This window comes from Variovorax sp. Soil_C_33 (assembly GCF_057656935.1).
The window spans coordinates 76,246-96,614 of record NZ_JBDGJK010000005.1 but is presented as its reverse complement, the minus strand read 5'-3'; the positions used below and the strand labels follow the sequence as shown (position 1 = coordinate 96,614).

The following is a 20,369-nucleotide window of genomic DNA, read 5'->3' as shown; positions in this document are numbered from 1 at the left end:
GAGAGTTCATAGCGCCGTGGTTTCAGCGATGGATCTGAAGGCCGCGAGGGCCTGCTCCACGCAGGCTTCTCGCGGACCCCCGGGAGGTTCCTACTTGATGCAGCGACTCGCGATCTACGCTTGCGCATTCCAGTAGAGGCGTGTTGGGTTCGACACAAGGATTCGATCAAGAGAGATCTGATCATCAACCCACGAGAAAAGCTTCTTCAGGAAAACAGCCGTGCTGGAAGGACTCTTCAAAGAGGTATGGGGCCAGTCGCTTCCCCAGACGACACGATAGGGCGCTACTTTGATCCAGTGCTTGGCGACTCTGTCGACGTCCTCATAATTACTTTGCTTCGCATTCACGGAATTTAGATATGGAGCCGAGAGCTTGATCCAGGCGCGATTCCCACGCAACAGTCTTTCGATGATTGCCGCGGCAGGGTGATCAAGGCCTGTGGAAGCGGGCAACCTCCCCAAATGATCAAAGACGACCTCCACTGGAAGTCGATCTAGGAGGGCTTCATGCGCGACGATCTGCTCTGCGGTCCAATGGAGCTGGAGATGCCAGCCCAGCTTCTTTATCCGGCCCGCCAGCGGTTCAACCATGTCGAATGAGGTTGGTGCATGCTCTGGCGTATAGAGCGTAAAACGAATGCCGCGGATACCCTGCTCGTGGAGCAGTCGGAGTTCTGAGTCACTGACGTCGGGGCGCAATACCGCCACACCCCGTGCACGGTGTAGCCCCATTTGCGCGATTGCATCTACTGTGACGGCGTTGTCCGTGTCAAAGTTTCTAGGTGTCACCACAATCGCGCGCTCGATCTTCAACGCCCGTTGGACCTCTGCGTAGGCCGATACAGTGCACGGAATCGCGCTCATATCATCAGCGGGAAGGGTTTCGCGAAAACGACGATCGAATATATGAATGTGGGAATCGCAGGCGTTGGGGGGTACAAATAATCGGGGCGCCATAAGTTGCCTCAAGGTTGAGTTTCGATTGGCTGCTCGGGAGGTACGCTTGCGCTGCGGATACTTGGCTCGGCCCGAGGCAGTGACCCAGATGACGGAATGGGCGGATCCCCTGCTGTACCTGGCATCCCGCCGGACTCTCGTGAGAGAAATCCGCAGAGACAACGTTAGATGCCATCGGGCCGTTTGCGGGGTTCTCTCAGTCAATCCTGATGTTGCGCGCCTTCACCAGTGCGCTGGCCCGGCTCGTCTCGTCCTGCACGAACTTAGAAAATTCCTCGGGTGTGGTGCCACCCGGCTCCAAGCCGAGCTGCAGCAGCTTTTCTTTGACCTTCGGATCTTTCACCGCCGCCTGCACTGCCTTGGCGAGGCGCTGCACGACGTCGTGCGGCGTGCCCTTGGGCAGGAATACGCCGTTCCATTCTGCCGTGCTGAAGCCCGGCAAGCCCTGTTCGGCAAGCGTAGGGGCGTCGGGCAGGATCGCCATGCGCTTGAGGGAAGTGACGCCCAGCGCCCGCACCTTGCCGCCATTGATGTAGCTCAGGCTGAAGGCCACGTTGCCGAAGTAGATCGACACTCGTTCGCCCATCAGGTCGGTGATCGCGGGCGCACCGCCCTTATAGGGAACATGCATGAGATCGAGCTTGGCCTGTTGGTTCAGTGCCTCGCCCGCAAGGTGCGACCCGGTGCCGCCGCCGGCGGATGCAAAGCTGAGCGCCCCGGGATTCTTGCGGGCGAAGTCGAGCAACTCCGGGACCGTCTTGTAGGGCGCAGCGGCGGGCACCACCAGGATCTGCGGTGCCGTGGCAACCAGCGAAACGGGAATGAAGTCCTTGGCGGCGTCGAACGGCAGCTTGCGCAATGACGGGTTGACCGAGAAGGCCGAGGCGTCGTAGAGCACGGTGTAGCCGTCGGCGGCCGACTTCGCAACGCTGTCGGCGCCGATCACGCCGCCCGCGCCCGGCTTGTAGTCAATGACGATCGGCTGGCCTAGCACGATGCTCATCTCTTGCGACACGATGCGCGCAGTGATGTCGGCCCCACCGCCGGCGGCGTAGGGCACCACCATTCGAATTGGCTTCTCGGGCCAGGCGGCCCAGCCGCACAGAGGAACGCAGGCGGCCAGCGCCGCGATGGGTCGAAGGATTTGTTTTCTCACGGGATTGTCTCCTTGGGTGCTTTCAGGGATAGCACGACGGCGGGATTGCGCTGCGTGATGGGAAGGGGTGAAGAGCTCAGCGCGGCGTGGCCGGCGCAGTGGCTGCGGCGACGGATCTGAAGGCGGCGATGGCTTGCTCCACGCCGGCTTTGTCGATGTGGCGGTGCGTCACGCACCGCATCAGATTGGGTCCCCAGGGCCGGACCAGGACCCCCCGGGCGCCTAAATGGCCCTCCCACTCCTTGGCGGTCATCCCCGTCTCCTCCACCGTGACCTGCACGATATTGGTCTTGGGCCGCCTGACGCGCAATGCCGGGATGGCTTCCAAGCCCTGTGCCAGCAGCTGCGCGGTGGCGTGGTCGTCAGCAAGACGGGCGACTTGCGACGTCAAGGCCTCCAGGCCGGCCGCCGCGCAGATTCCAACTTGACGCTGCGCGCCTCCTAGGAGCTTTCGCAACCATCGAGCTCGTTCGACCACGGAGGTCGGCCCCAACAGCACGGCGCCCATGGGGGCGCTCAGGCCCTTGGACAAGCAGACCGACACCGTGTCGGCCTGCTCGCAAAGGCTGGCTGCGGACGTTCCGAGCGCCACCGCGGCGTTGAACAGGCGCGCACCGTCGAGATGCACAGGCACGCCGAAGGCGCGGCACCGGTCGAACACGCTGCGCATGTGCTCCAACGAAGCGACCGAACCGCCTTCATTGTTGTGCGAAGTTTCGGTGCAGACCAGACGGGCTTGAACATTGCCTTTCGTCGATCCCAACGCCGCCTCGAGCGCCTGCAGGTCAAGCGCGCCTTCGGGATCGGGGATGGGTTGGTAGAAAGCGCCAGTGAAGGTGGCTGCTCCACGCTCGGCGGTGTAGATGTGCGAGCCGGCGCCAGCCAGCACGACTTGCTGCCTATCGACTTGCGCGAGGATCGCCAACAGATTGGCCATGGTCGCGCTAGGCGCATACAGCCCTGCAGGTTTGTTCAGCAGCTTAGTTGTGTACTGCTCCAGTTCCATGGCCGTGGGATCTCCGTCCAGGCCGTCGTCGCCGAGGGGCGCAACGCGGATTCGCGCATACATCGCGTCGGTGGGTAAGGTGACGGTGTCGCTTCGGAGATCGACCAGAGTCGAGGAACTGGAACTGCTCATGAACTTTCAGTCGTTGCGTCGTTCGCGGTGCCAAGAGGTGCCGGCCGCGGGGGGTAGTCGTAATTTAGACAGCTAGGGCTGTGATGGGAATCGATAAATCCCAACTGCTGCTATGAGAAAGGCTCATAAATGCGCAGAGCCTCTCAGGCCTACGCGAGCGGGCGTTCAGCTGAGCCCGGAGCGTTGCGCAAAGATCGCGTCGAAGGCCGCGGCGACGGCCTTCAGGTTGCGGCTGTCGTCATCGGAACTGCGCCAGGCCAGTGCGATGCGGCGCGAAGGCGCCCGGCTCCCCAGGCCGACCTCGCGCACCGCGTAGGCACGGAGCAATGCGCTTCTGGGCTGCGGCACGACTGATACGCCTAGGCCCTCCGCGACCATCGCGACGATAGCGTCCGTCGAGCGAAGTTCCAGTGCGTGCCGCACATCGGGGGCGAGAGTTCTCACAAGGCGCGCGGCCACCCTGCCGCCGGCGATGCTGCTGTCATAGCTGATCCAGCCATAGGCCTGCAGCAATTGCCTCGGGGTTCGTTCGGTGGCTTGCGCCGGAGCCAGCATGACGTACGGTTGGGCGTGGAGGTCTTTCCAGGACAAGCGCCTCGAGCCGCCGTTCTCCGGCCGCACAACCAGGACCATCTCCACTCGCGCCGCCTTCAGTTCAGCCAGAATCTCGTCGGTGTCGTTGAGTGGCGGCACAACCACGTCGAGCGCAGGGTGCTCCTGCTTGAGCCGCGCCAGCACGGGCGGCAACACGTCAGTCTGCATGCTAGTGATCACCCCCAGGCGGATGCGGCCCTGCACCTTGAGTGCCGGCCGCGCCCGCAGTACCTGCAGGCGTGCCGAGAATTCCCCCACGGCGGCCACCACGTCGTGCGCAAAGGGCGTCGGCGTCACCGAGCGTGTGGAGCGGTCGAACAGGGGCTGGCCGAAATACTGCTCCATCTGCTTGACCTGCAGACTTACCGCACTTGGGCTGCACCCGACTATCTCGGCGGCAGCCGTGAAGCTGCCTTGCTCGAGGATGGTCTTGAGTGTCGAAAGCATCGCGATGTTCATGGGCGGATGTCGTCGTGATTATTGAGATTGGCTCACATTACCTGTTTGGATTGTTCGATTGTCAAGGCAGAACGCCACGCAGACACTCGGCTCTTCACCCTGAGTCACCAGCACCATGACGACACGTCCACGCCCCTTGAGCCGCCGGACCTTCACTCTCCTCTGCGCGAGCGTTCTGGGCTCTTTGGCTAGCCACTCACTCGCACAGGCGTTCCCGGCGCGGGTGATTAAACTGATCTCCCCGAGCCCTCCAGGTGGCGGTACGGACGCGATGGCGCGCCTCGTATCCACACGGATGACGGAGGCGGCCAAGTGGAAAGTTGTGGTCGAGAACATGCCCGGCGCGGGCAACAACATCGGGTTGCGCGCAGGGGCCAAAGCCGCGCCGGATGGGCACACGCTCGTGATGGGAGAGACGAGCAACCTGGCCGTCAATCCATTCCTGTTCAAGAAGCTTGACTTCAACCCTCTTACCGAACTTGCGCCGGTCGCCTTGATCGGCTCCGGACCGCTCGTGCTGGTCGTGCGGACGGGAAGCCGCTTCGAATCCCTGGCTTCGATCATCGAAGCTGGCAAGAAGGGCGACGTCTTCTACGCATCCTCGGGCAATGGCACGGTGGGACACCTGGTGGGCGAGAGCTTGCGAGTCACCGCTGGTCTGCGCCTGCAGCACGTGCCCTATAAGGGCGCGGGGCCGGCCATGACTGACGTGCTGGGGGGCCAGGTGGACATCTACTTCGCGTCGCTCACGTCGGCCCTGCCGCACATGTCCGCGGGCAAGTTGAAGGCTTTGGCGGTCACCTCGGAGAAGCGGCATGCCGCGCTACCGGGCATCGGCACGCTTGCAGAGATGGGCTTTCCCAGCCTGACGTACTCCGTCTTCTACGGCGTGGTCGCGCCGTCCGGGACCCCCGAGGATGTGCTCGCAGTGCTGAACAAGGAGATCAATGCTGTATTGGGGACGCCGGATGTGCATGCTGCGATCGCGCAGCAAGGCATCGTGCCGCAACTGGTCCCTCGCGCCCAGTTTGCATCCTTCCTGGCCGCGGAAAGGGCCAAGTGGGCGACGGTGGTGAAGGCGACGGGAGCGACCGTCGACTGAACGCTCGATCGTCTGCCTGCCGAGCGACATGGGCACCGATCCGACGCAGGAGATGTATGACGCGAATGCACGATGTGGTCCATGAATTGGTCATGGTTTTCTGCCCGGTCTCGGCCTTGTCCGCTTTTCGTTCCGAGCCCTGAACTGCAGGGCCAGTTGGCGAGGTCTAATTGACGCTTCTTATTGCACGACGTCTGCTTCGGGGCCCATTGCGGCCGTCGCCAACCCTGTAGCTGCCAGCGCAGCTTCTCGTTGAGGTCCGCACCTCAAGCCACACCGTACTCTGGCAGCGAAGCGAGCTGCGTGTTATCGGAGCCGTGCAGACGGGCAAGAACCGCTTCCGATGCTCGCCCGAACATTGGGGACGGCAGATCCTTGAAGAGGAACCCAGCGCCAGCGCCACTTTGCCCTCCGGGCGTGCCGCCTATACACATTGCACGCTGCCCGCCGCCGATGGTTGTGACAAGGTCTCGATTCAGGACGGCGTCATGGGCAATCGCCGTTTTGAAGTCTGCCCTTCCCTTCGCCACCAGGACAATTCCTTGCTTGTACAGTCTTGAGCGTGGTTCTTCGGTCGCACAAATTGCGAGCAGCTGTCGCTCAAGGTTCGCAATCTCGGCTTCCGGCATTCCCCGTCTACCAAGGAACTGCAGTCGCAGTTCCTCGAGGCACACCCGCGCGCACTCCGCGGAGCGCGACCCGGACCAACACGATAGCCGCGACGCTGACGTCCGCTCCTGGCCCGAGGCCGTGTGCAAACGGTCTCGGCCGGAAGCAGCCTTTCGATCATCGATCCTAAAGATTCCGGCCCCGGGCATCCGACCAACGTGTCGGAATTCTGGCAGCCACTACGCTGCTTTGCGCAGCGCCTGGGTCGGGTGTGACACTCAACCCAGTGAAAGCCCGCAATCTCAGCCGCGCGCCTTCAGGTGCCGCATCGGGAACACCTCATAGCGGGCGCCGCCAGACCTCACCATTGGGTCGTTCGCCGCGATCGCGCTGACATCCTGGCCATCTTCGACCTGGTAGAGCGAGAGTCCCCATCCACCTGCCGGATCGTCCACCGGACCATGCGCCACGACCACTCCCTTCTGAAGGAGATCGTTGAGGAAGGCTCCGTGCTCCTGCATCAGACTGACTTCTGCAGGGGTCATGGTGACGAGAAAGTCAGCGCGGGGTGGAAGGAATTTGGCCAGGTAGTATTTCATTTCAGTCCCCACGTGAACAGAGGAGGTTTGCGAGCGAACTTGCCGCCTCCAACAAAACTGCAGGGTTCCTTGTTAAGCGAACGCTGATTAACGCACCTTTGGGAGTCATCAGAACCAAAGCGGCCACCAGCGTCCTCCGCGTCGAATCAGGTTCCAGCAGGCCGCTCGCGATCGTGTTTCTCCAAGTCGCATATATGCTTTCGCACTGCGTTCGAAGACCTCTCGAGGAAAAGGTATCGGCGCTGTTCGCCAGCTCGATGACCGAAGACCTTTCCTCCGATGGATGCCCTGTGGCCGCCGTCGCGCTTGACAATTTTGGGGGCGATGATCGGGGTAGTACAGCGAGCCGCGTGGCGCACCGCTGGCCGCGATCAACTCGTTGAGGCTCCGTTCCATGCAAGCCATTGCGCCCCAGCAACCCGCAAGCAGTGCGGGCCAGCGACGCCTTTGTGTGGAATCCCTTGGTCAAGCAGGCTCTGGGGCGAAGACCGAGGCGGCTAGTCATAGGTGCGTTGCTGACATGCGCGCCGAGGAGTCTTCAAGGAGCGCGTGCACCGCCCTCACAATTCGGCTTCCGAGCAACTGATGCACTCTGGCCTGCGCGCTGGTCCAACGAGGGAGGCCCTCGGCGCACTTCCTGCGACCGGCGGTGGTGATGGACACGCTGCGTGTGCGCCCGTCAGTGCCCGGGCCCAGGGCCAAGCAACCGGTCGCGATGAGAGGCTTGAGGCTGCGCGTCAACGTTGACGGAGATAGCGACATCGCGTGGGCCAAGTCGCAGGGGCGTATCGGCCCATGTGACAGAACTTCGGTCAACAGCCAATACTGCGTGGTTCCGAGACCCACCTTGCCGAGCTCGAGGTCATAGTAGTGCGCCACGACGCGCGCCAGTTGGCGCAGCTTTGTGCCGGTGCAGTCCAGCGACGGGAAAGACATCAATTCTGCCGTAGCTGGAACACGATCGTTCAGTAATTGATTGAACATTCGGCACTCGAACGGGTCCCGAGCCGTCAGGATGCTTTGGATGGCTTTGCCGGGGCCTCGTCCAGTGCGTGCGTCTGGTCGATATAGCGGCGGCTCGAGGCCAGGATCTCCTTGCGGGTGCGCTCGGACTCCACGGCACGCGACAGCACCAGCGCACCCACGCATTGGGCGATCAATGCCCACGCGGCATCTGGGTCGCCGATGCGGCCGCTCCAGCTCTTCTGCAAGCGCTTCAGACCCTGCTCGACGGCGGCGCGCACCTCGGGCCCGGCCCGGGCGATCTCCGGCCCCAGCGCCGGAAGAACGCAACCCGTTTCCGGATGCAGGGCGTGGTACGAACTCAAGTAGCTGCGCAGCCGTTTGGCGACGTGGTCGGGCGGCGAGGATTCATCGCCCGCGAGCATGTCGGTACTGTTGGAAATTTCCTGCTCCACCAACTCGGCAAACAACGCCTCCTTGCTGGGGAAGTGGCCATAGAACGCGCCGCCGGTCAGGCCGATGCTCGCCATCAGATCGTCAACGCCCGTCGTGCCGAACCCACCTCGCTTGGCGATAGCCCTTGCGTTGCCGATGAGCTTCTTGCGAGTTTCCTCTTTGTGTGTGCTTGGATAGCGCATGGATGCATCTTCCGCAAATTTGGAACTGACTGTGCTAGGAGCATAACATACCATCCGTTTGACAAACGGTCGTTTCCTAACCGCCGCTCAGACGAACAGTGCAGTTCCCTTGCTGTCCGCCGCGCGAAGTCTCGGCGACTCGCATCGGGCTGGCGCTCACGCAAGCCGAGTTGGGGAGATTGCTGGGCGCCAGCCGCCAGCGTGTGAACCAGGTCCTGCACGTGCTCGCGTGCGAGGGCGCGATTCGCCGCGCACATCCGTACATCGATTGGCTGGACGCCCACGACCCCGAAGACGCAGCCGCTGCAATGCGGTCAAGAACTAAGGGTAATCCCCTCTCGTAGCAGCGCCGCAGGGCGTTGACGCACCGTTCTGGCGCGCCTATAGTCCAATGGTCGTTTACTAAACGAACGTTTGTCTAAAACCTCCGTTGAGATCACCTGATGACGCAACTCACCCAATTGATCGTGCAGGGCATCTCCACCGGCGCCATCTACGGGCTCGTGGCGCTGGGGCTCGTCCTCAGCTACAAGGCCACGGAGATCCTGAATTTCGCACAGGGGGACATCGTGATGCTGTCCGCCTTTCTCGGATGGGGATTCATCGTGGGGGCCGGCCTGCCCTTCTGGCCAGGCCTCGTGATCGTGGTGGCCATCACGGCCGCGCTCAGTTTCCTGCTCGAGGCGAAGATCATGCGCAGGATCGTGGGCCGGCCGCAGTTCGCCGGCGTCATGCTAACCATCGGGATCGGCTTCATGATCCGCGGCGCCGTGAGCATGTTCTTTGGGCCAGAGTCGCGCAGCTACACCACGCCCTGGACAGGGCAGTCGATCCAGATCACTGGCGGCGTCGTGGCCGAACTCAACCTGGTGATCATCGGGGCCGCGATGGGCGTCACGGCCCTTCTGTATGTTTTCCTGCGCCGCACCGCACTGGGCGTCGCCGTCCACGCCACGTCGCAGAACCAGCTCGCCGCGTATCTCTGCGGCGTGCGCGTCAAGCGCCTGAATTCGATCGTGTGGGCGATCTCAGGCGCCATCGCCGCGTTGTGCGGCCTGCTGCTCGCCCCCATCACCCTGGTCGATCTGGGCTTGTGGTTCGTGATGCTCAAGGCCCTGGCCGCGCTGGTACTCGGAGGTTTCGGCAGCGCGCCAGGTGCCGTGATCGGGGGGCTGCTCATCGGACTGCTGGAACAGTTTGCCGGTGTCTATCTGTCCGATGGCGTGAAAGACGTTACGCCTTACCTCGTTCTCATCGCGGTTCTCATGCTCTATCCACGCGGCATCCTGGGCGAGAGCCACGGCCGGAGGGTGTGAAGCCATGGCACGCTACGAAACCGGGTTCGACCAAGCACGGCAGCTGCTACGCAGCAGGTCTGACCGCGTCGCCTACGGTTTGCTCGCGCTGACTCTGGTCGCCGCTCCCTGGGTGCTGCCGAACTATTACATCGGCGAGGCCACCTTCATCCTGATCATGTGCGTCGCCAGCCTCGGGCTGATGATGCTCACCGGCTTCACCGGCCAGACCTCGCTCGGCCAGTCCGCGTTCGTCGGCATCGGCGCTTACGTCCATGTGGTGCTCCTCACGAACGGCATGCCCTTTCCGGTGTCGCTGCTGCTGGCGGCCGCGGGCGCAGGGATTGCGGGGCTGCTCGTCGGTATGCCCGCCATCCGGGTGTCGGGGTTGCACCTCGCAATGGTCACCATGGCATTTGCCATCGTGACCGAGCATGTCCTCGGCCGGTGGAAAAGCGTCACGGCGGGCCACAGCGGCCTCCCCGTCCCGGACCCCGCCATTTTCGGGTTCAGCCTTGGTGGCCCACGCCCCTTTTATTTCGTCTGCCTGGTCGTGCTTGTGCTGGCGCTTCTCCTCCTGGTCAACCTCATGCGTTCTGCGACCGGGCGCGCGTTCATTGGCATTCGCGACTCCGAGGCGGCGGCCCAGGGTCTCGGCATCGACGTCGCACGGACCAAGGTCATCGCCTTCAGCCTCTCGGCTGGGATTTCGGGCTTGGCCGGTGCATTGCTCGCCCACCAGATGCAACACATCACGCCCGAGGCTTTCGGCTTGGCGCTGTCACTGCAACTAGTGCTGATGGTGTTCATCGGGGGACTTGGGAGCCTACGCGGAGCGATCCTGGGCGCTGTGCTGATCGGGCTGCTGCCGTCGCTCATCTCGGCGCTCAAGGACGCGCTGCCCGCCAGGGTGGGCGCGCAGTTCGGCCTGGAGCTGTTTGTGTACGGCGCCGTGTTGACCTTCTTCGTGCTGCTCGAGCCCGGCGGACTGAACGCACGCTGGGTCCGCATCCGCAAGGTGCTCGGCGAGTTTCCTTGGGTGCGCACCAGCAGCATCCACCGCACCAAGGTCTACATGAAGTCGGAGCGCTATCGATGAGTGCTGCTTTTTTCGAACTCGAGCACCTGAGCCTGTCGTTCGGCGGCGTGAAGGCCGTGCGCGATGTCAGCCTGTCCATTGCGGCCGGCGAGATCCTGGCGGTGATCGGCCCGAACGGCGCGGGCAAGACTTCACTGTTGAACCTGATCACGCGCGTATTCGACGCGAGCAGCGGCAGCATCCGATTCAACGGCCGCGACATTTCACGGCTGGCACGTCACGATGTGGTGCGCCAAGGAATCGCACGGACGTTCCAGAACATCGAACTCTTCGAGGGCGCGACGGTGCTGGAGAACCTGCTGCTCGGCCGCCACCGGGCGAACCACGGCAGCTTCTTCTCGCAGATGCTCAACCTGCCGTCCGTCCAACGGGCGGAAGCGCAAACGCGTGAACGGGTCGAGAACGTGGTGCGCCTGCTGGATCTCGCCCCCCATCGTAATCGCCCCGTGGCCGAGTTGCCCTATGGCGTACGCAAGGTGGTCGAACTCGGACGCGCCCTGGCAGCCGAGCCCGTGTTGTTGTTGCTGGACGAGCCGGCCTCCGGACTCAACCCCGACGAGACGCGCCAACTTGCCTACTGGCTCGAGGACATCCAGGCGGAACTCGGCATCACGGTGATCATGGTGGAACACGACATGTCGCTGGTTGCCGCGGTGGCCAAGCGCGTCATCGTGATGGACCAAGGCCAGGTGCTGACGGACGGAACGCCGGCGCAAGTCCAAGCCGACCCGCGCGTGATCGCGGCCTACCTGGGGACCTGAATGAGCACCCTCTTGTCCGTCCGCAATCTCGAGACCTGGTACGGCCCGGTTCGGGCGTTGCATGGCGTCAGCCTCGAAGTGCATGCCGCGCAGATCGTCACGGTGCTGGGCGCCAATGGGGCCGGCAAGACGACCTTGCTCAACACCATCGCCGGGGTGCTGGCGCCTTCGAACGGGACCGTCGAATACGAAGGGCGGCCCATAGGCGGCATGGACGCGGATGAAGTGTCTCGCAGCGGCCTCGTGCTGGTGCCCGAAGGGCGCCAGATATTCCCGTTCCTCACCGTGGCCGAAAACCTGCGCATGGGCGCCTTCGCACGCCGTGACGCGCAAGTCGCGCAGGACGTCGAGCAGATCTACGACTGGTTTCCCCGCCTGAAGGAGCGTCACCGCCAGCAGGCCGGCCTTCTGTCTGGCGGCGAGCAGCAGATGGCGGCGATCGGCCGCGCGCTTATGGCACGGCCGAAGCTGCTGTTGCTGGACGAGCCTTCGCTCGGCCTCTCACCTCTGTTCACGAAGGACATCTTCGCGATCATCAAGCGCATTCGCGAGCAGACCAAGACCGCCGTCCTTGTGGTGGAGCAAAACGCCGCCATCGCGCTGGCGACCGCCGATCACGGCTTCGTGATCGAACTCGGACGCGTGGCGGCGGCGGGAAGTTGCGAGGCCCTCTCGCAGCGCGAAGACATCAAAGAGTTCTACCTGGGTGGCGCTTCGCACCACCTGCCGCAAGTTGCCGGCGGCGGCATTCGCCCGTCGCGTCGACGTTCCTCCTGGCATTGATATAGGAATCCCCATGACACTCAACCGCCGAACCCTTCTGAAGACAAGCATTGCTGCCGCGGCGCCAGGCGCCTTGTGGACACCGGCGCGCGCAGCCGGTGTTGCCGACAAGGAACTCGTCCTCGGCACGCATCTCGACCTTTCCGGACCGGTGGCGATCGCCATGCCCGTGATCCGCAACGGCATCCAGATGCGCATCGACGAGGCCAACGAGGCCGGCGGCATCAATGGCCGCAAGCTCCGGCTGGTGATCGAAGACAACGCGAGCCAGCCGTCGCAAGCCGTGCGCGCCGTCGACAAGCTGATCCGGAAGGACGAGGTCTTCGCCCTGCTCTGCCCCTTCGGCTCGGGCCCGAACGTGGCCACGGTGAAAAAAGCCGTGGATGCCGGCGTGATCTGTTTTGCGCCTTATGCCGCCTCGGCCCTGGTGCGCCAGGCAGCGGGCCAAACGCCACTGCTATTCACCACCAACCTGAACTACGACAGCACGACGTCGGCGGCGGTGCGGTGGGCAACCGGCAATCTGGGCACGAAGAAGGTCGGCTTCGTCTACCAGGAAGGCCCTTTTGGCGACCTGGTCGGAAAGGGCGTGAAAGCGGCGCTCGCGGCCAAGGGCATGCCGCTTGCCGCCGAGGCCAGCTACAAGGTCGGGGATCTGGACTTCTCCTCGCACGTCGCGCGCATGCAGGCGGCGGGAGTGGACCTGATCGTCTGCGCGACCACGACACGCGAAACGATCGCCGTCGCGGCCGAAGTCAAAAAGCTCGGCTTGACCGGCGTCAACGTGCTGACCGCCAGCCCGGGCCGCGCCGGCCTGACCATCGCCCTGGGGAAGGAGGCGATGGAGGGCGTCTATGGCGTGGGCACGTGGCGCATCGCCACGCCCGACCAGGCCAACGCCACAGAAAAGGCGTGGGCCGAAAGCTACCGCAAGCGCTTCAAGGCCGAGCCGGATGATGTGGCCGCAACTTTCTACGACTACACCAGCTGGTTCCTGCAGGAGGTGCGCAATGCGGGTCGCGATCTGACGACCGAGAAGCTGGTGAAGGCGCTTCAGGCATCCGCTTTCAAGGGGGTGAATTCGTACGACACGCAGCGCTTCGCGAACAACCACATCGACCCGGAATGGACGCGGGTCGAGCAAGTGGTGCAGGGTCGTTGGACGGCGCGGTCCAGCGTGGTCGACCCGGCCAAGATCTCGCTGTGATCCACGTGGCGTCATCACTGGCAGCCGACGAAGCGCGCATCGCGACGCTGCCGCAATTGTGGCGGAGCCGCTGCGCGCAGTGGAGTGATCGCCCCGCGTTGCGACACAAGGAATGCGGCATCTGGCAGGGCCCGCGCTGGGGCGACTATTTCGCCGAGGCGCGGGCGATCGGCCTCGCGATGGGGGATACCGGGCTCGCACCCGGAGACGTCGTCTCCATCCTCTCGGACAATCGCCCGCAGTGGCTGATCGCTGACGTGGCGGCGCAGGCGATGGGCTACGTGTCGCATGGCATCTATCCGTGCAGCACGGCGCCACAGGTCGGGCATGCGCTCGTCGAAGCGGGCAGCCGCGTGGTGATCGTGGAGAACGCCGATCAATTGATGAAAGTGCTGGCCGTGCGCGACCAATGCCCGGACCTGCGACACATCGTTGTCATGGAGACCCGCGGCCTCAGGCGCTTCACCGATGCGCAGGTCAGCTCTTATGACGACTGGCGCGCCCGCGGCGCCGAAGCCGCCGCCAAGCGGCCCGCCCTGTTCGACAGCCGGATCGACGCCGGCAACGGCAATCACATCGCGTTTCTCGCCAGCACGGCGGGGAGCACCGGAGCGGCGCGGCTGGTCGCCGTGCGACAGCACGAATTCATGCAGGAAGTCCGTGCAACGCGCCAGTGGCTGCGCCTGCACCCGGGGGATCGATCGCTCTCCGTCGTGTCGCTGGCGCAGCATGGCGAACGGCTGCTGGCGGCCAAAGCGATGCTCGTGCACGAAAGCCTGCTTCACTTTCCCGAGAACCCAGCGACGGTGTTCAATGACATGCTCGAGGTCGAGCCGCACTTCCTGTTCGCCCCTCCGCGGTTCTTTGAAAAGCTGCAGGGCCTGACCGAGCTGTTCATGCAGGAAGCCATTCCAGTCGCCCGCGCCGCCTATGCCGCGAGCCTCTCCGCAGCCAGGCCCAGCTGGTGGCAGCGCAAGACACGCGGTCGCATCCGGGCGGCCCTGGGACTACAGAACGTGCGGCTGGTGCTGACGAGCGGGGCGTCCAGTCCGGGCGACATGGCGGAATGGTTCGGAACCATCGGAGTTTCGGTACTCGATTGCTATGGCCTGGCAGAAGTGGGCTTCTGCACCGATGCGCAGCTGAAGCTGGCACCCGACGGAGAGATCCTCGTACACAGCGCCAACCCGCTTCCCGGCTACTGGAAACGAGGCGAGATATCCCACATCCCGACGGACCCAGACGGCTGGCTGCGCACCGGCGACCTGGGCCGCCTCGACGAGCGGGGGCGCGTGCGCCTGCTGGGCCGCGTTCAGGCGCGAGTGGTCTGCGCAAAAGGCACGCCGATCAGCCCCGAGGTTGCAGAGGATGCGTTCCGCCAGAGTGCTTACATCGCCGACGCCGTTGTCGTGCACAAGGGCGAGCGCACGACCGTGCTGCTTTCGCTCGACGAAGAGCGGATCAGGAACTACGCGCAGCAGCACAAGCTGCCTTTCACTGATTACACCAGCCTGCTCGCGCTGCCGGAAATCGATTCGCTGATCGCGGCGCAGGTCCAGATCGCGAATGGCCGGCTTCCCGAGCGCCACCGCGTGCGCAACGTCCGGGTGATCCCACGCCCGCTGCGCTCCGGCGACGAAGAACTCACGCCGGCGCTGCGCCTGAGCCGCTGGGTGGTCGCGCGCCGATACGCCGATCTGCTGGACGCCGCCTGAGCGCCGTCCAGGATCCCTACCAAACCAACCCGGAGCTTTTTACATGAGAGAAGCAGTCATCGTTTCAACCGCACGCACCGGCATCGGCCGGGCTTTTCGCGGTGCCCTGAACAACATCAAGTCGCCCACGCTGATGGGCCACGCGATCCGTCATGCGGTGCAGCGCGCCGGCGTCAACCCCGGGGAAGTCGAGGATGTCGTCATCGGCACCGCGATGGCCGGCGGGACGGCGGGCATGAACATCGGGCGCCTTGCCGCGTTGGCCGCGGGACTGCCGCAGTCAGTTCCTGGTCAGACCATGGACCGGCAATGCGCGTCCGGCCTGATGGCCGTCGCAACGGCGGCCAAGCAGATCATCGTCGACGGGATGGATGTGACCGTGGGCGGCGGGCAGGAAAACATTTCCGCCGTCCAGAACCCGTTTGTCAAGTGGGTCGGGGAAACGGCCGATGCGAACCTCGTTGCGCAGGTCCAGCACGCCTACATCCCGATGCTCCAGACGGCCGAGATTGTTTCGAAGAAATACGGCATCTCGCGCGAAGCGCAGGACGCCTATTCGCTTGAAGCGCAACGCCGCACCGCGATGGCCCAGGACAAGCGCCTGTTCGACGCCGAGATCGTGCCGATCACCGCGTCCATGGCCGTGATTGACAAGGACACGGGCGCCGTGACTTACCGGGATGTGCGGCTCGACCGTGACGAGGGTAACCGGCCGGACACGACACTCGAAGGCCTCGCTAATCTCAAACCGGTGGTCGAGGGCGGCGTGATCACGGCCGGCAACTCCAGTCAGCTTTCTGACGGCGCATCGGCCTGCGTGCTGGTGGAGCGCACCGTGGCTGAACGACGCGGGCTCAAGCCCCTGGGCATCTATCGCGGCATCGCCGTCGCCGGATTGGCACCGGAGGAGATGGGGATCGGCCCGGTGTTCGCGGTGCCCAAGCTCCTGAAGACCCATGGTCTGAAGGTGAGCGACATCGGCTTGTGGGAACTGAATGAAGCCTTCGCCTGCCAAGTGATTTACTCGCGCGATCGCCTCGGCATCGATCCCAAGCTTCTCAACGTGAACGGTGGGGGCATCACCATCGGCCACCCGTATGGCATGACCGGTTCGAGGCTGGTGGGCCACGCGCTCATCGAAGGCAAGCGGCGCGGCGCGCGCTACGTTGTCGTCACGATGTGCATCGGCGGCGGCATGGGTGCCGCGGGCCTGTTCGAAGTCGCTTGAAGCAAGGAGCAGCAAGATGAATTACCAGAGCCCCCTGCGCGATTTCCAGTTTGTTCTGCACGAATTGCTGCAGGTCCCATCGATGATGGATGCGTGCGGCCAGGCGGAGTTCGACGCGGCCACGATCGACCAAGTGCTCACCGCCGCCGGCCAGTTCGCGTCCGATGTGATTGCGCCGCTGAACGCGGCGGGTGACCAGCACGGATGCACAATGCCCGCGCCAGGCGTGGTGCGGACAGCGCCTGGCTTCAAGGACGCGTACGACGAGTTCACCAGGAACGGCTGGCATGGGCTGGCTTGCAGCCCGGAGTTTGGCGGCCAGGGCTTCCCCTCAGTGGTCGACACCGCTGTCACGGAAATGTTCGGGGGCGCCAACATGGCGTGGTCGGCCTATCCCGGCATGTCGCATGCCACATATGTCAATGTGGCCGCCAATGGCTCAGCCGAGCAGAAGGCACTCTACCTCCCCAAGATAGCTTCCGGAGAGTGGGCCGGCACGATGTGCCTGACAGAACCGAACGCAGGCACCGACCTGGGCCTGCTTCGAACCCGCGCGGTCCCGCAACCCGACGGGACTTACAGCATCAGCGGCACCAAGATCTTCATTTCCGGCGGCGAACAAGACCTCACGGAAAACGTGATGCACCTTGTATTGGCGCGGATGCCCAATTCGCCGCCGGGCGTCAAGGGCATCTCGCTCTTCATCGTACCCAAGTTCATCCCGGACGCAAGCGGCGCCGTGGGTCCGCGCAATGCCGTGACCTGCGGCTCCATCGAACACAAGCTGGGCATCCACGGCAACTCGACTTGCACCATGAACTTCGACGGGGCGACGGGCTGGCTGCTCGGGGAGGCCGAGAGGGGATTGGCCGGCATGTTCGTGCAGATGAACTACATGCGCGTGATGGTCGGCGTCATCGCCATAGGTGTCATGGAAGCCGCGTACCAGAAGGCTCTGGCTTATGCCAAGGATCGGCTGCAGGGCCGTGTGGCGGGCGCGAGATCGTCGAACCAGAGCGCGGATCCGATTGCCGGCCATGCCGATGTGCGGCGCATGCTGCTGACGCAGAAGGCCAATGTGGAGGGCGCACGCGCACTTGCGTTGTGGGCTTCGCAGCTCAGCGATCTGCAGCGGCTTCATCCCGACGCGGCGCGGCGCGCCGAAGCCGGCGAGCTGCTGGGGCTGCTGACTCCCGTCGTCAAGGCCATGGCCAGCGATCTCGGGGTCGAGTCCACGTTGCTCGCGATGCAGGTGTTCGGCGGCCACGGCTACGTTCGCGAGAACGGAGTCGAGCAGCACCTGCGCGATGTCCGGATCATCGGACTGTACGAAGGGACGAACGGCGTTCAGGCCATGGACTTGCTCGCACGCAAGGTGCTGGGTGACCATGGCCAGCGCATGAACGCCCTTCTCGACATGGCGGGGGCGTTTGCCGAAACCTGCAGGCCACGCAAAGCCATGCGCGAGTTCGCGGAACCGTTGGCCCAACTGGTCGCCGACGTCAGGCAGCTTACGGCCGAGCTCGTGGGCGCATGCGCCGACGATCCCCATGCGAGCGGAGCCGCGGCAGTGCCCTACCTGCGCCTGGTCGGGCATCTGGCCCTTGCATGGACTTGGGCACGCATGGCCGAAGTGTCGATCAACAAGGCCGAGTCGACAGACCCGATCTACGCTTCGAAGATCGCGACCGCCCGCTTCTACTTCCAGCGCATACTGCCGCAGACTGCGGCACTCCGCGCGGAAATTCGGGCCGGATCGTCCGCGCTCATGGAGCCCGCGCTCGACCTGCTGTAAAGGTCCGTGCCCCGATGTATCACCTGAGCCATTTCGCACGCGCCACCTCTGACAAGCTGGCCGTGCACTTCCTGGAGAGCGGCAAAGCATTCACCTTCGCCCAGCTGGAACGCCAAGCCAACCGAGCTGCCAACGCGCTGCTCTCGCTTGGCTTGAAGCAGCATGACTGCGTCGCGCTGTGCCTCGAGAACTCGCCTGAGCTGCTCTTCCTCACGCTGGCAGCGCAACGCGTCGGCCTGTACTACACGCTCATGTCGACGCGCCTTTCGGCGGTGGACTCCGCATACATCGTCAAAGACTCGCAAGCCCGCGTGGCCATCACATCTTCTTCGATGGACCGGTGGCACGCGCACTTCGCTGCGGCATCGGAAGATTCACCGCCCTTCCTCGCTCCCGGGCGGGAGATGCTGTACTCGTCGGGCACGACGGGCCGGCCCAAGGGCGTTCGCAAACCGCCATTCGAGGGCAAATTTGACGGCATAGACAACCGCAACGCCGGGGTTGCGGCCGGATTCGGCCTGGATGCATCGTCGGTCTATCTGTCCACCTCGCCGCTTTACCACAGCGCGCCAAACCGGTTCCTGTCCGCGGCCATCCATCTCGGCGCGACCAGCATCGTGATGGAAAAATTCGATGCCGAACGTGCTCTCGCCGCCATTGGCCGGTTCGCCTGCACGCATTCGCTCTGGGTGCCAACCATGTTCCATCGCCTGCTGCGCCTGGAGCCCCAGGTGCGCGAGCGGTACAGCACGGCCTCGATGATCCACGCCGTTCACGGCGCGGCGCCCTGCCCGGTCCACGTCAAGCAGGAAATGATCGACTGGTGGGGTCCCGTGCTCGACGAGTACTACTCCGGAACCGAAGGCATCGGCTCCACGGCAATCACCTCACGCGAATGGCTCACGCACAAGGGCTCCGTCGGGCGAGCCACGGACGGCATCCTGCACATCCTCGATGACGAAGGCAATGAGTTGCCGCCTGGGGAGACCGGGCAGGTCTACTTCGAGAGCAACGCCCAATTCGAGTACTGGAACGATCCGGGCAAGACCCGCGCCGCCACCAGCGCGCAAGGCTGGCGCTCGTTCGGCGACATCGGGCATGTCGATGCCGAGGGCTATCTCTATCTCACCGATCGCAAGGACTTCGTCATCATCTCGGGCGGCGTCAACATCTACCCGCAGGAGATCGAAGACGTGCTGCTGCAGGATCCACGCGTCTCGGACGCCGCGGTTTTCGGCATTCCGAACGAGGAGTTCGGCGAGGAAGTCAAGGCCGTCATCCAGCCGGCGCGGCCCGAGCAATCCGGACCGGCGGTCGCGGAGGCGCTGATGGCGCGCTGCCGCGAACTGCTCGGACCGAGCAAGACACCCAAAAGCATCGATTTCGAGTCCGATTTTCCGCGGCATGCGACCGGCAAACTCTACAAGAAGCTGTTGCGCGACCGCTACCTTCAACAAGGAACTTCCTCATGAACAACGGCATTCTCACGCGCGCTGAAGCGGGCGTCTACACGATCTCCTTCGACCGGCTGGAGAGAAAGAACTCGATCACCGGGGCCATGTACGCGGCACTGACAGAAGCGTTGAGCGCGGCCGCGACGGATCCCTCGATACGTGTTGCCGTCCTGCAAGGCCACGAAACCATATTTTCAGCCGGCAATGACTTGGGCGACTTCGCCAAGACTCAGACAACGGACTCCGAGGCACCGGCGTTTCCATTCATGCGCGCCCTCGCCGCATTCCCCAAGCCGCTGCTGGCTGCCGTGTGTGGACCTGCCGTGGGAATCGGCACAACCATGCTGTTGCACTGCGACCTCGTCTATGCGGGCGACAACGCCGCCTTCACGATGCCGTTCGTCAATTTGGGGCTGTGCCCAGAGGCTGCCTCGAGCCTCTTGTTGCCGCAACTACTCGGCTACCACCGCGCGGCTGAAGCCTTGCTGTTCGGCGAGCCCCTGAGCGCGGATGCCGCTCTGGAGACCGGGTTGGTCAACAAGGTCTTGCCCGCGTCCCAGGTCAATGCCTATGCCCAAGGGCAAGCCGCCAGGCTCGCGGCGAAGCCCATCAGCAGCCTGGTAGAAATCAAGCGGTTGATGAAAAGCGGACAGCAATCTGCCGTGCTGCAGAGAATGGACGACGAAGGCTCAATTTTTAAACGCATGCTGGTGGAACCCGCCGCCAAGGAAGCGTTCAGCGCCTTTCTGCAAAAGCGCAAACCCGACTTTTCGACGATCGGGCCGGCCTTTCCGCTACCGAGTGGCCGTTGAAACAG

Annotated in this window: 19 protein-coding genes and 1 pseudogene; 13 read left to right on the top strand and 7 right to left on the bottom strand. The window is 63.9% G+C overall.

All coding sequences use genetic code 11. The features are described from left to right. Nucleotides 1–114 precede the first annotated feature (114 nt). From AC3A6B_RS09820 to AC3A6B_RS09805, 4 genes are all read right to left on the bottom strand, one after another. A complete protein-coding gene (locus AC3A6B_RS09820) occupies nt 115–957 on the bottom strand; it encodes an amidohydrolase family protein (RefSeq protein ID WP_487836532.1) in 843 nt (280 codons plus the stop codon). Between the two features lie 196 nt (nt 958–1,153). Further along, a complete protein-coding gene (locus tag AC3A6B_RS09815) occupies nt 1,154–2,113 on the bottom strand; it encodes a Bug family tripartite tricarboxylate transporter substrate binding protein (RefSeq protein WP_487836531.1) in 960 nt (319 codons plus the stop codon). Nucleotides 2,114–2,189: 76 nt separating this feature from the next. After that, nucleotides 2,190–3,251 (bottom strand): threonine aldolase family protein, encoded by a 1,062-nt coding sequence (locus AC3A6B_RS09810; RefSeq protein WP_487836530.1) that lies wholly within the window; start codon nt 3,249–3,251, stop codon nt 2,190–2,192. Nucleotides 3,252–3,416: 165 nt separating this feature from the next. Then, nucleotides 3,417–4,304, bottom strand: a complete 888-nt coding sequence (locus tag AC3A6B_RS09805) for a LysR family transcriptional regulator (protein WP_487836529.1) — start codon at nt 4,302–4,304, stop codon at nt 3,417–3,419. Nucleotides 4,305–4,419: 115 nt separating this feature from the next. Between AC3A6B_RS09805 and AC3A6B_RS09800 the strand changes: the two genes are divergently transcribed. Next, a complete protein-coding gene (locus AC3A6B_RS09800) occupies nt 4,420–5,406 on the top strand; it encodes a Bug family tripartite tricarboxylate transporter substrate binding protein (protein WP_487836528.1) in 987 nt (328 codons plus the stop codon). A gap of 317 nt (nt 5,407–5,723) precedes the next feature. Next, nucleotides 5,724–5,966, top strand: a complete 243-nt coding sequence (locus tag AC3A6B_RS09795) for a hypothetical protein (protein ID WP_487836527.1) — start codon at nt 5,724–5,726, stop codon at nt 5,964–5,966. A 351-nt stretch (nt 5,967–6,317) separates the two neighbouring features. On the opposite strand, the gene AC3A6B_RS09790 is transcribed toward AC3A6B_RS09795, so the two are convergent. The 3 genes from AC3A6B_RS09790 to AC3A6B_RS09780 all read right to left on the bottom strand — a co-directional run bounded on the left by AC3A6B_RS09790 (nt 6,318) and on the right by AC3A6B_RS09780 (nt 8,215). Beyond that, the gene (locus AC3A6B_RS09790) at nt 6,318–6,614 is read right to left on the bottom strand and encodes a YciI family protein (RefSeq protein WP_487836526.1); all 297 of its coding nucleotides are present in this window, start codon (nt 6,612–6,614) and stop codon (nt 6,318–6,320) included. Between the two features lies 1 nt (nt 6,615). After that, nucleotides 6,616–7,119 (bottom strand): LmrA/YxaF family transcription factor, encoded by a 504-nt coding sequence (locus AC3A6B_RS09785; RefSeq protein WP_487836525.1) that lies wholly within the window; start codon nt 7,117–7,119, stop codon nt 6,616–6,618. Nucleotides 7,120–7,624: 505 nt separating this feature from the next. Continuing rightward, complete coding sequence (locus AC3A6B_RS09780; protein ID WP_487836524.1) at nt 7,625–8,215, bottom strand: TetR/AcrR family transcriptional regulator; 591 nt, start codon at nt 8,213–8,215, stop codon at nt 7,625–7,627. A 131-nt stretch (nt 8,216–8,346) separates the two neighbouring features. Between AC3A6B_RS09780 and AC3A6B_RS09775 the strand changes: the two are divergent. The 11 genes and pseudogenes from AC3A6B_RS09775 to AC3A6B_RS09725 form a co-directional block, all read left to right on the top strand. Continuing rightward, a pseudogene (locus AC3A6B_RS09775) lies at nt 8,347–8,559 on the top strand (helix-turn-helix domain-containing protein); the annotation flags it as partial. 99 nt (nt 8,560–8,658) lie between these two features. Continuing rightward, nucleotides 8,659–9,531 carry a branched-chain amino acid ABC transporter permease gene (locus AC3A6B_RS09770; RefSeq protein ID WP_487836523.1) on the top strand — a complete coding sequence of 291 codons (873 nt, stop codon included), beginning with the start codon at nt 8,659–8,661 and terminating at the stop codon, nt 9,529–9,531. 4 nt (nt 9,532–9,535) lie between these two features. Continuing rightward, a complete protein-coding gene (locus AC3A6B_RS09765; RefSeq protein WP_487836522.1) occupies nt 9,536–10,609 on the top strand; it encodes a branched-chain amino acid ABC transporter permease in 1,074 nt (357 codons plus the stop codon). Next, nucleotides 10,606–11,370 carry an ABC transporter ATP-binding protein gene (locus tag AC3A6B_RS09760; RefSeq protein WP_172217144.1) on the top strand — a complete coding sequence of 255 codons (765 nt, stop codon included), beginning with the start codon at nt 10,606–10,608 and terminating at the stop codon, nt 11,368–11,370. The genes AC3A6B_RS09765 and AC3A6B_RS09760 overlap by 4 nt, the downstream gene beginning before the upstream one ends. Then, the gene (locus AC3A6B_RS09755; RefSeq protein ID WP_487836521.1) at nt 11,371–12,153 is read left to right on the top strand and encodes an ABC transporter ATP-binding protein; all 783 of its coding nucleotides are present in this window, start codon (nt 11,371–11,373) and stop codon (nt 12,151–12,153) included. After that, on the top strand, nt 12,077–13,360 hold the full coding sequence (locus AC3A6B_RS09750; protein ID WP_487836520.1) for an ABC transporter substrate-binding protein: 1,284 nt from the start codon (nt 12,077–12,079) through the stop codon (nt 13,358–13,360). Before AC3A6B_RS09755 ends, AC3A6B_RS09750 begins: the two co-directional genes overlap by 77 nt. Further along, a complete protein-coding gene (locus AC3A6B_RS09745; RefSeq protein ID WP_487836519.1) occupies nt 13,357–15,075 on the top strand; it encodes an AMP-dependent synthetase/ligase in 1,719 nt (572 codons plus the stop codon). The genes AC3A6B_RS09750 and AC3A6B_RS09745 overlap by 4 nt, the downstream gene beginning before the upstream one ends. Nucleotides 15,076–15,118: 43 nt before the next feature. After that, nucleotides 15,119–16,303: an acetyl-CoA C-acyltransferase gene (locus tag AC3A6B_RS09740; RefSeq protein ID WP_487836518.1), complete on the top strand. Its 1,185-nt coding sequence runs from the start codon at nt 15,119–15,121 to the stop codon at nt 16,301–16,303. Nucleotides 16,304–16,319: 16 nt separating this feature from the next. Next, a complete protein-coding gene (locus tag AC3A6B_RS09735; RefSeq protein WP_487836517.1) occupies nt 16,320–18,098 on the top strand; it encodes an acyl-CoA dehydrogenase C-terminal domain-containing protein in 1,779 nt (592 codons plus the stop codon). A 14-nt stretch (nt 18,099–18,112) separates the two neighbouring features. Continuing rightward, the gene (locus AC3A6B_RS09730) at nt 18,113–19,570 is read left to right on the top strand and encodes an AMP-binding protein (protein WP_487836703.1); all 1,458 of its coding nucleotides are present in this window, start codon (nt 18,113–18,115) and stop codon (nt 19,568–19,570) included. Next, on the top strand, nt 19,567–20,364 hold the full coding sequence (locus tag AC3A6B_RS09725; RefSeq protein ID WP_436295776.1) for an enoyl-CoA hydratase: 798 nt from the start codon (nt 19,567–19,569) through the stop codon (nt 20,362–20,364). Before AC3A6B_RS09730 ends, AC3A6B_RS09725 begins: the two co-directional genes overlap by 4 nt. The last annotated feature ends 5 nt before the right edge of the window (nt 20,365–20,369 follow it).

Coding starts and splice junctions, on each gene's coding strand:
- AC3A6B_RS09725 (WP_436295776.1), top strand. CDS start 19,567: ATGAACAACGGCATTCTCACGCGCGCTGAAGCGGGCGTCTACACGATC.
- AC3A6B_RS09770 (WP_487836523.1), top strand. CDS start 8,659: ATGACGCAACTCACCCAATTGATCGTGCAGGGCATCTCCACCGGCGCC.
- AC3A6B_RS09735 (WP_487836517.1), top strand. CDS start 16,320: ATGAATTACCAGAGCCCCCTGCGCGATTTCCAGTTTGTTCTGCACGAA.
- AC3A6B_RS09805 (WP_487836529.1), bottom strand. CDS start 4,304: ATGAACATCGCGATGCTTTCGACACTCAAGACCATCCTCGAGCAAGGC.
- AC3A6B_RS09790 (WP_487836526.1), bottom strand. CDS start 6,614: ATGAAATACTACCTGGCCAAATTCCTTCCACCCCGCGCTGACTTTCTC.
- AC3A6B_RS09800 (WP_487836528.1), top strand. CDS start 4,420: ATGACGACACGTCCACGCCCCTTGAGCCGCCGGACCTTCACTCTCCTC.
- AC3A6B_RS09740 (WP_487836518.1), top strand. CDS start 15,119: ATGAGAGAAGCAGTCATCGTTTCAACCGCACGCACCGGCATCGGCCGG.
- AC3A6B_RS09785 (WP_487836525.1), bottom strand. CDS start 7,119: ATGACTAGCCGCCTCGGTCTTCGCCCCAGAGCCTGCTTGACCAAGGGA.
- AC3A6B_RS09730 (WP_487836703.1), top strand. CDS start 18,113: ATGTATCACCTGAGCCATTTCGCACGCGCCACCTCTGACAAGCTGGCC.
- AC3A6B_RS09810 (WP_487836530.1), bottom strand. CDS start 3,251: ATGAGCAGTTCCAGTTCCTCGACTCTGGTCGATCTCCGAAGCGACACC.
- AC3A6B_RS09780 (WP_487836524.1), bottom strand. CDS start 8,215: ATGCGCTATCCAAGCACACACAAAGAGGAAACTCGCAAGAAGCTCATC.
- AC3A6B_RS09820 (WP_487836532.1), bottom strand. CDS start 957: ATGGCGCCCCGATTATTTGTACCCCCCAACGCCTGCGATTCCCACATT.
- AC3A6B_RS09755 (WP_487836521.1), top strand. CDS start 11,371: ATGAGCACCCTCTTGTCCGTCCGCAATCTCGAGACCTGGTACGGCCCG.
- AC3A6B_RS09760 (WP_172217144.1), top strand. CDS start 10,606: ATGAGTGCTGCTTTTTTCGAACTCGAGCACCTGAGCCTGTCGTTCGGC.
- AC3A6B_RS09765 (WP_487836522.1), top strand. CDS start 9,536: ATGGCACGCTACGAAACCGGGTTCGACCAAGCACGGCAGCTGCTACGC.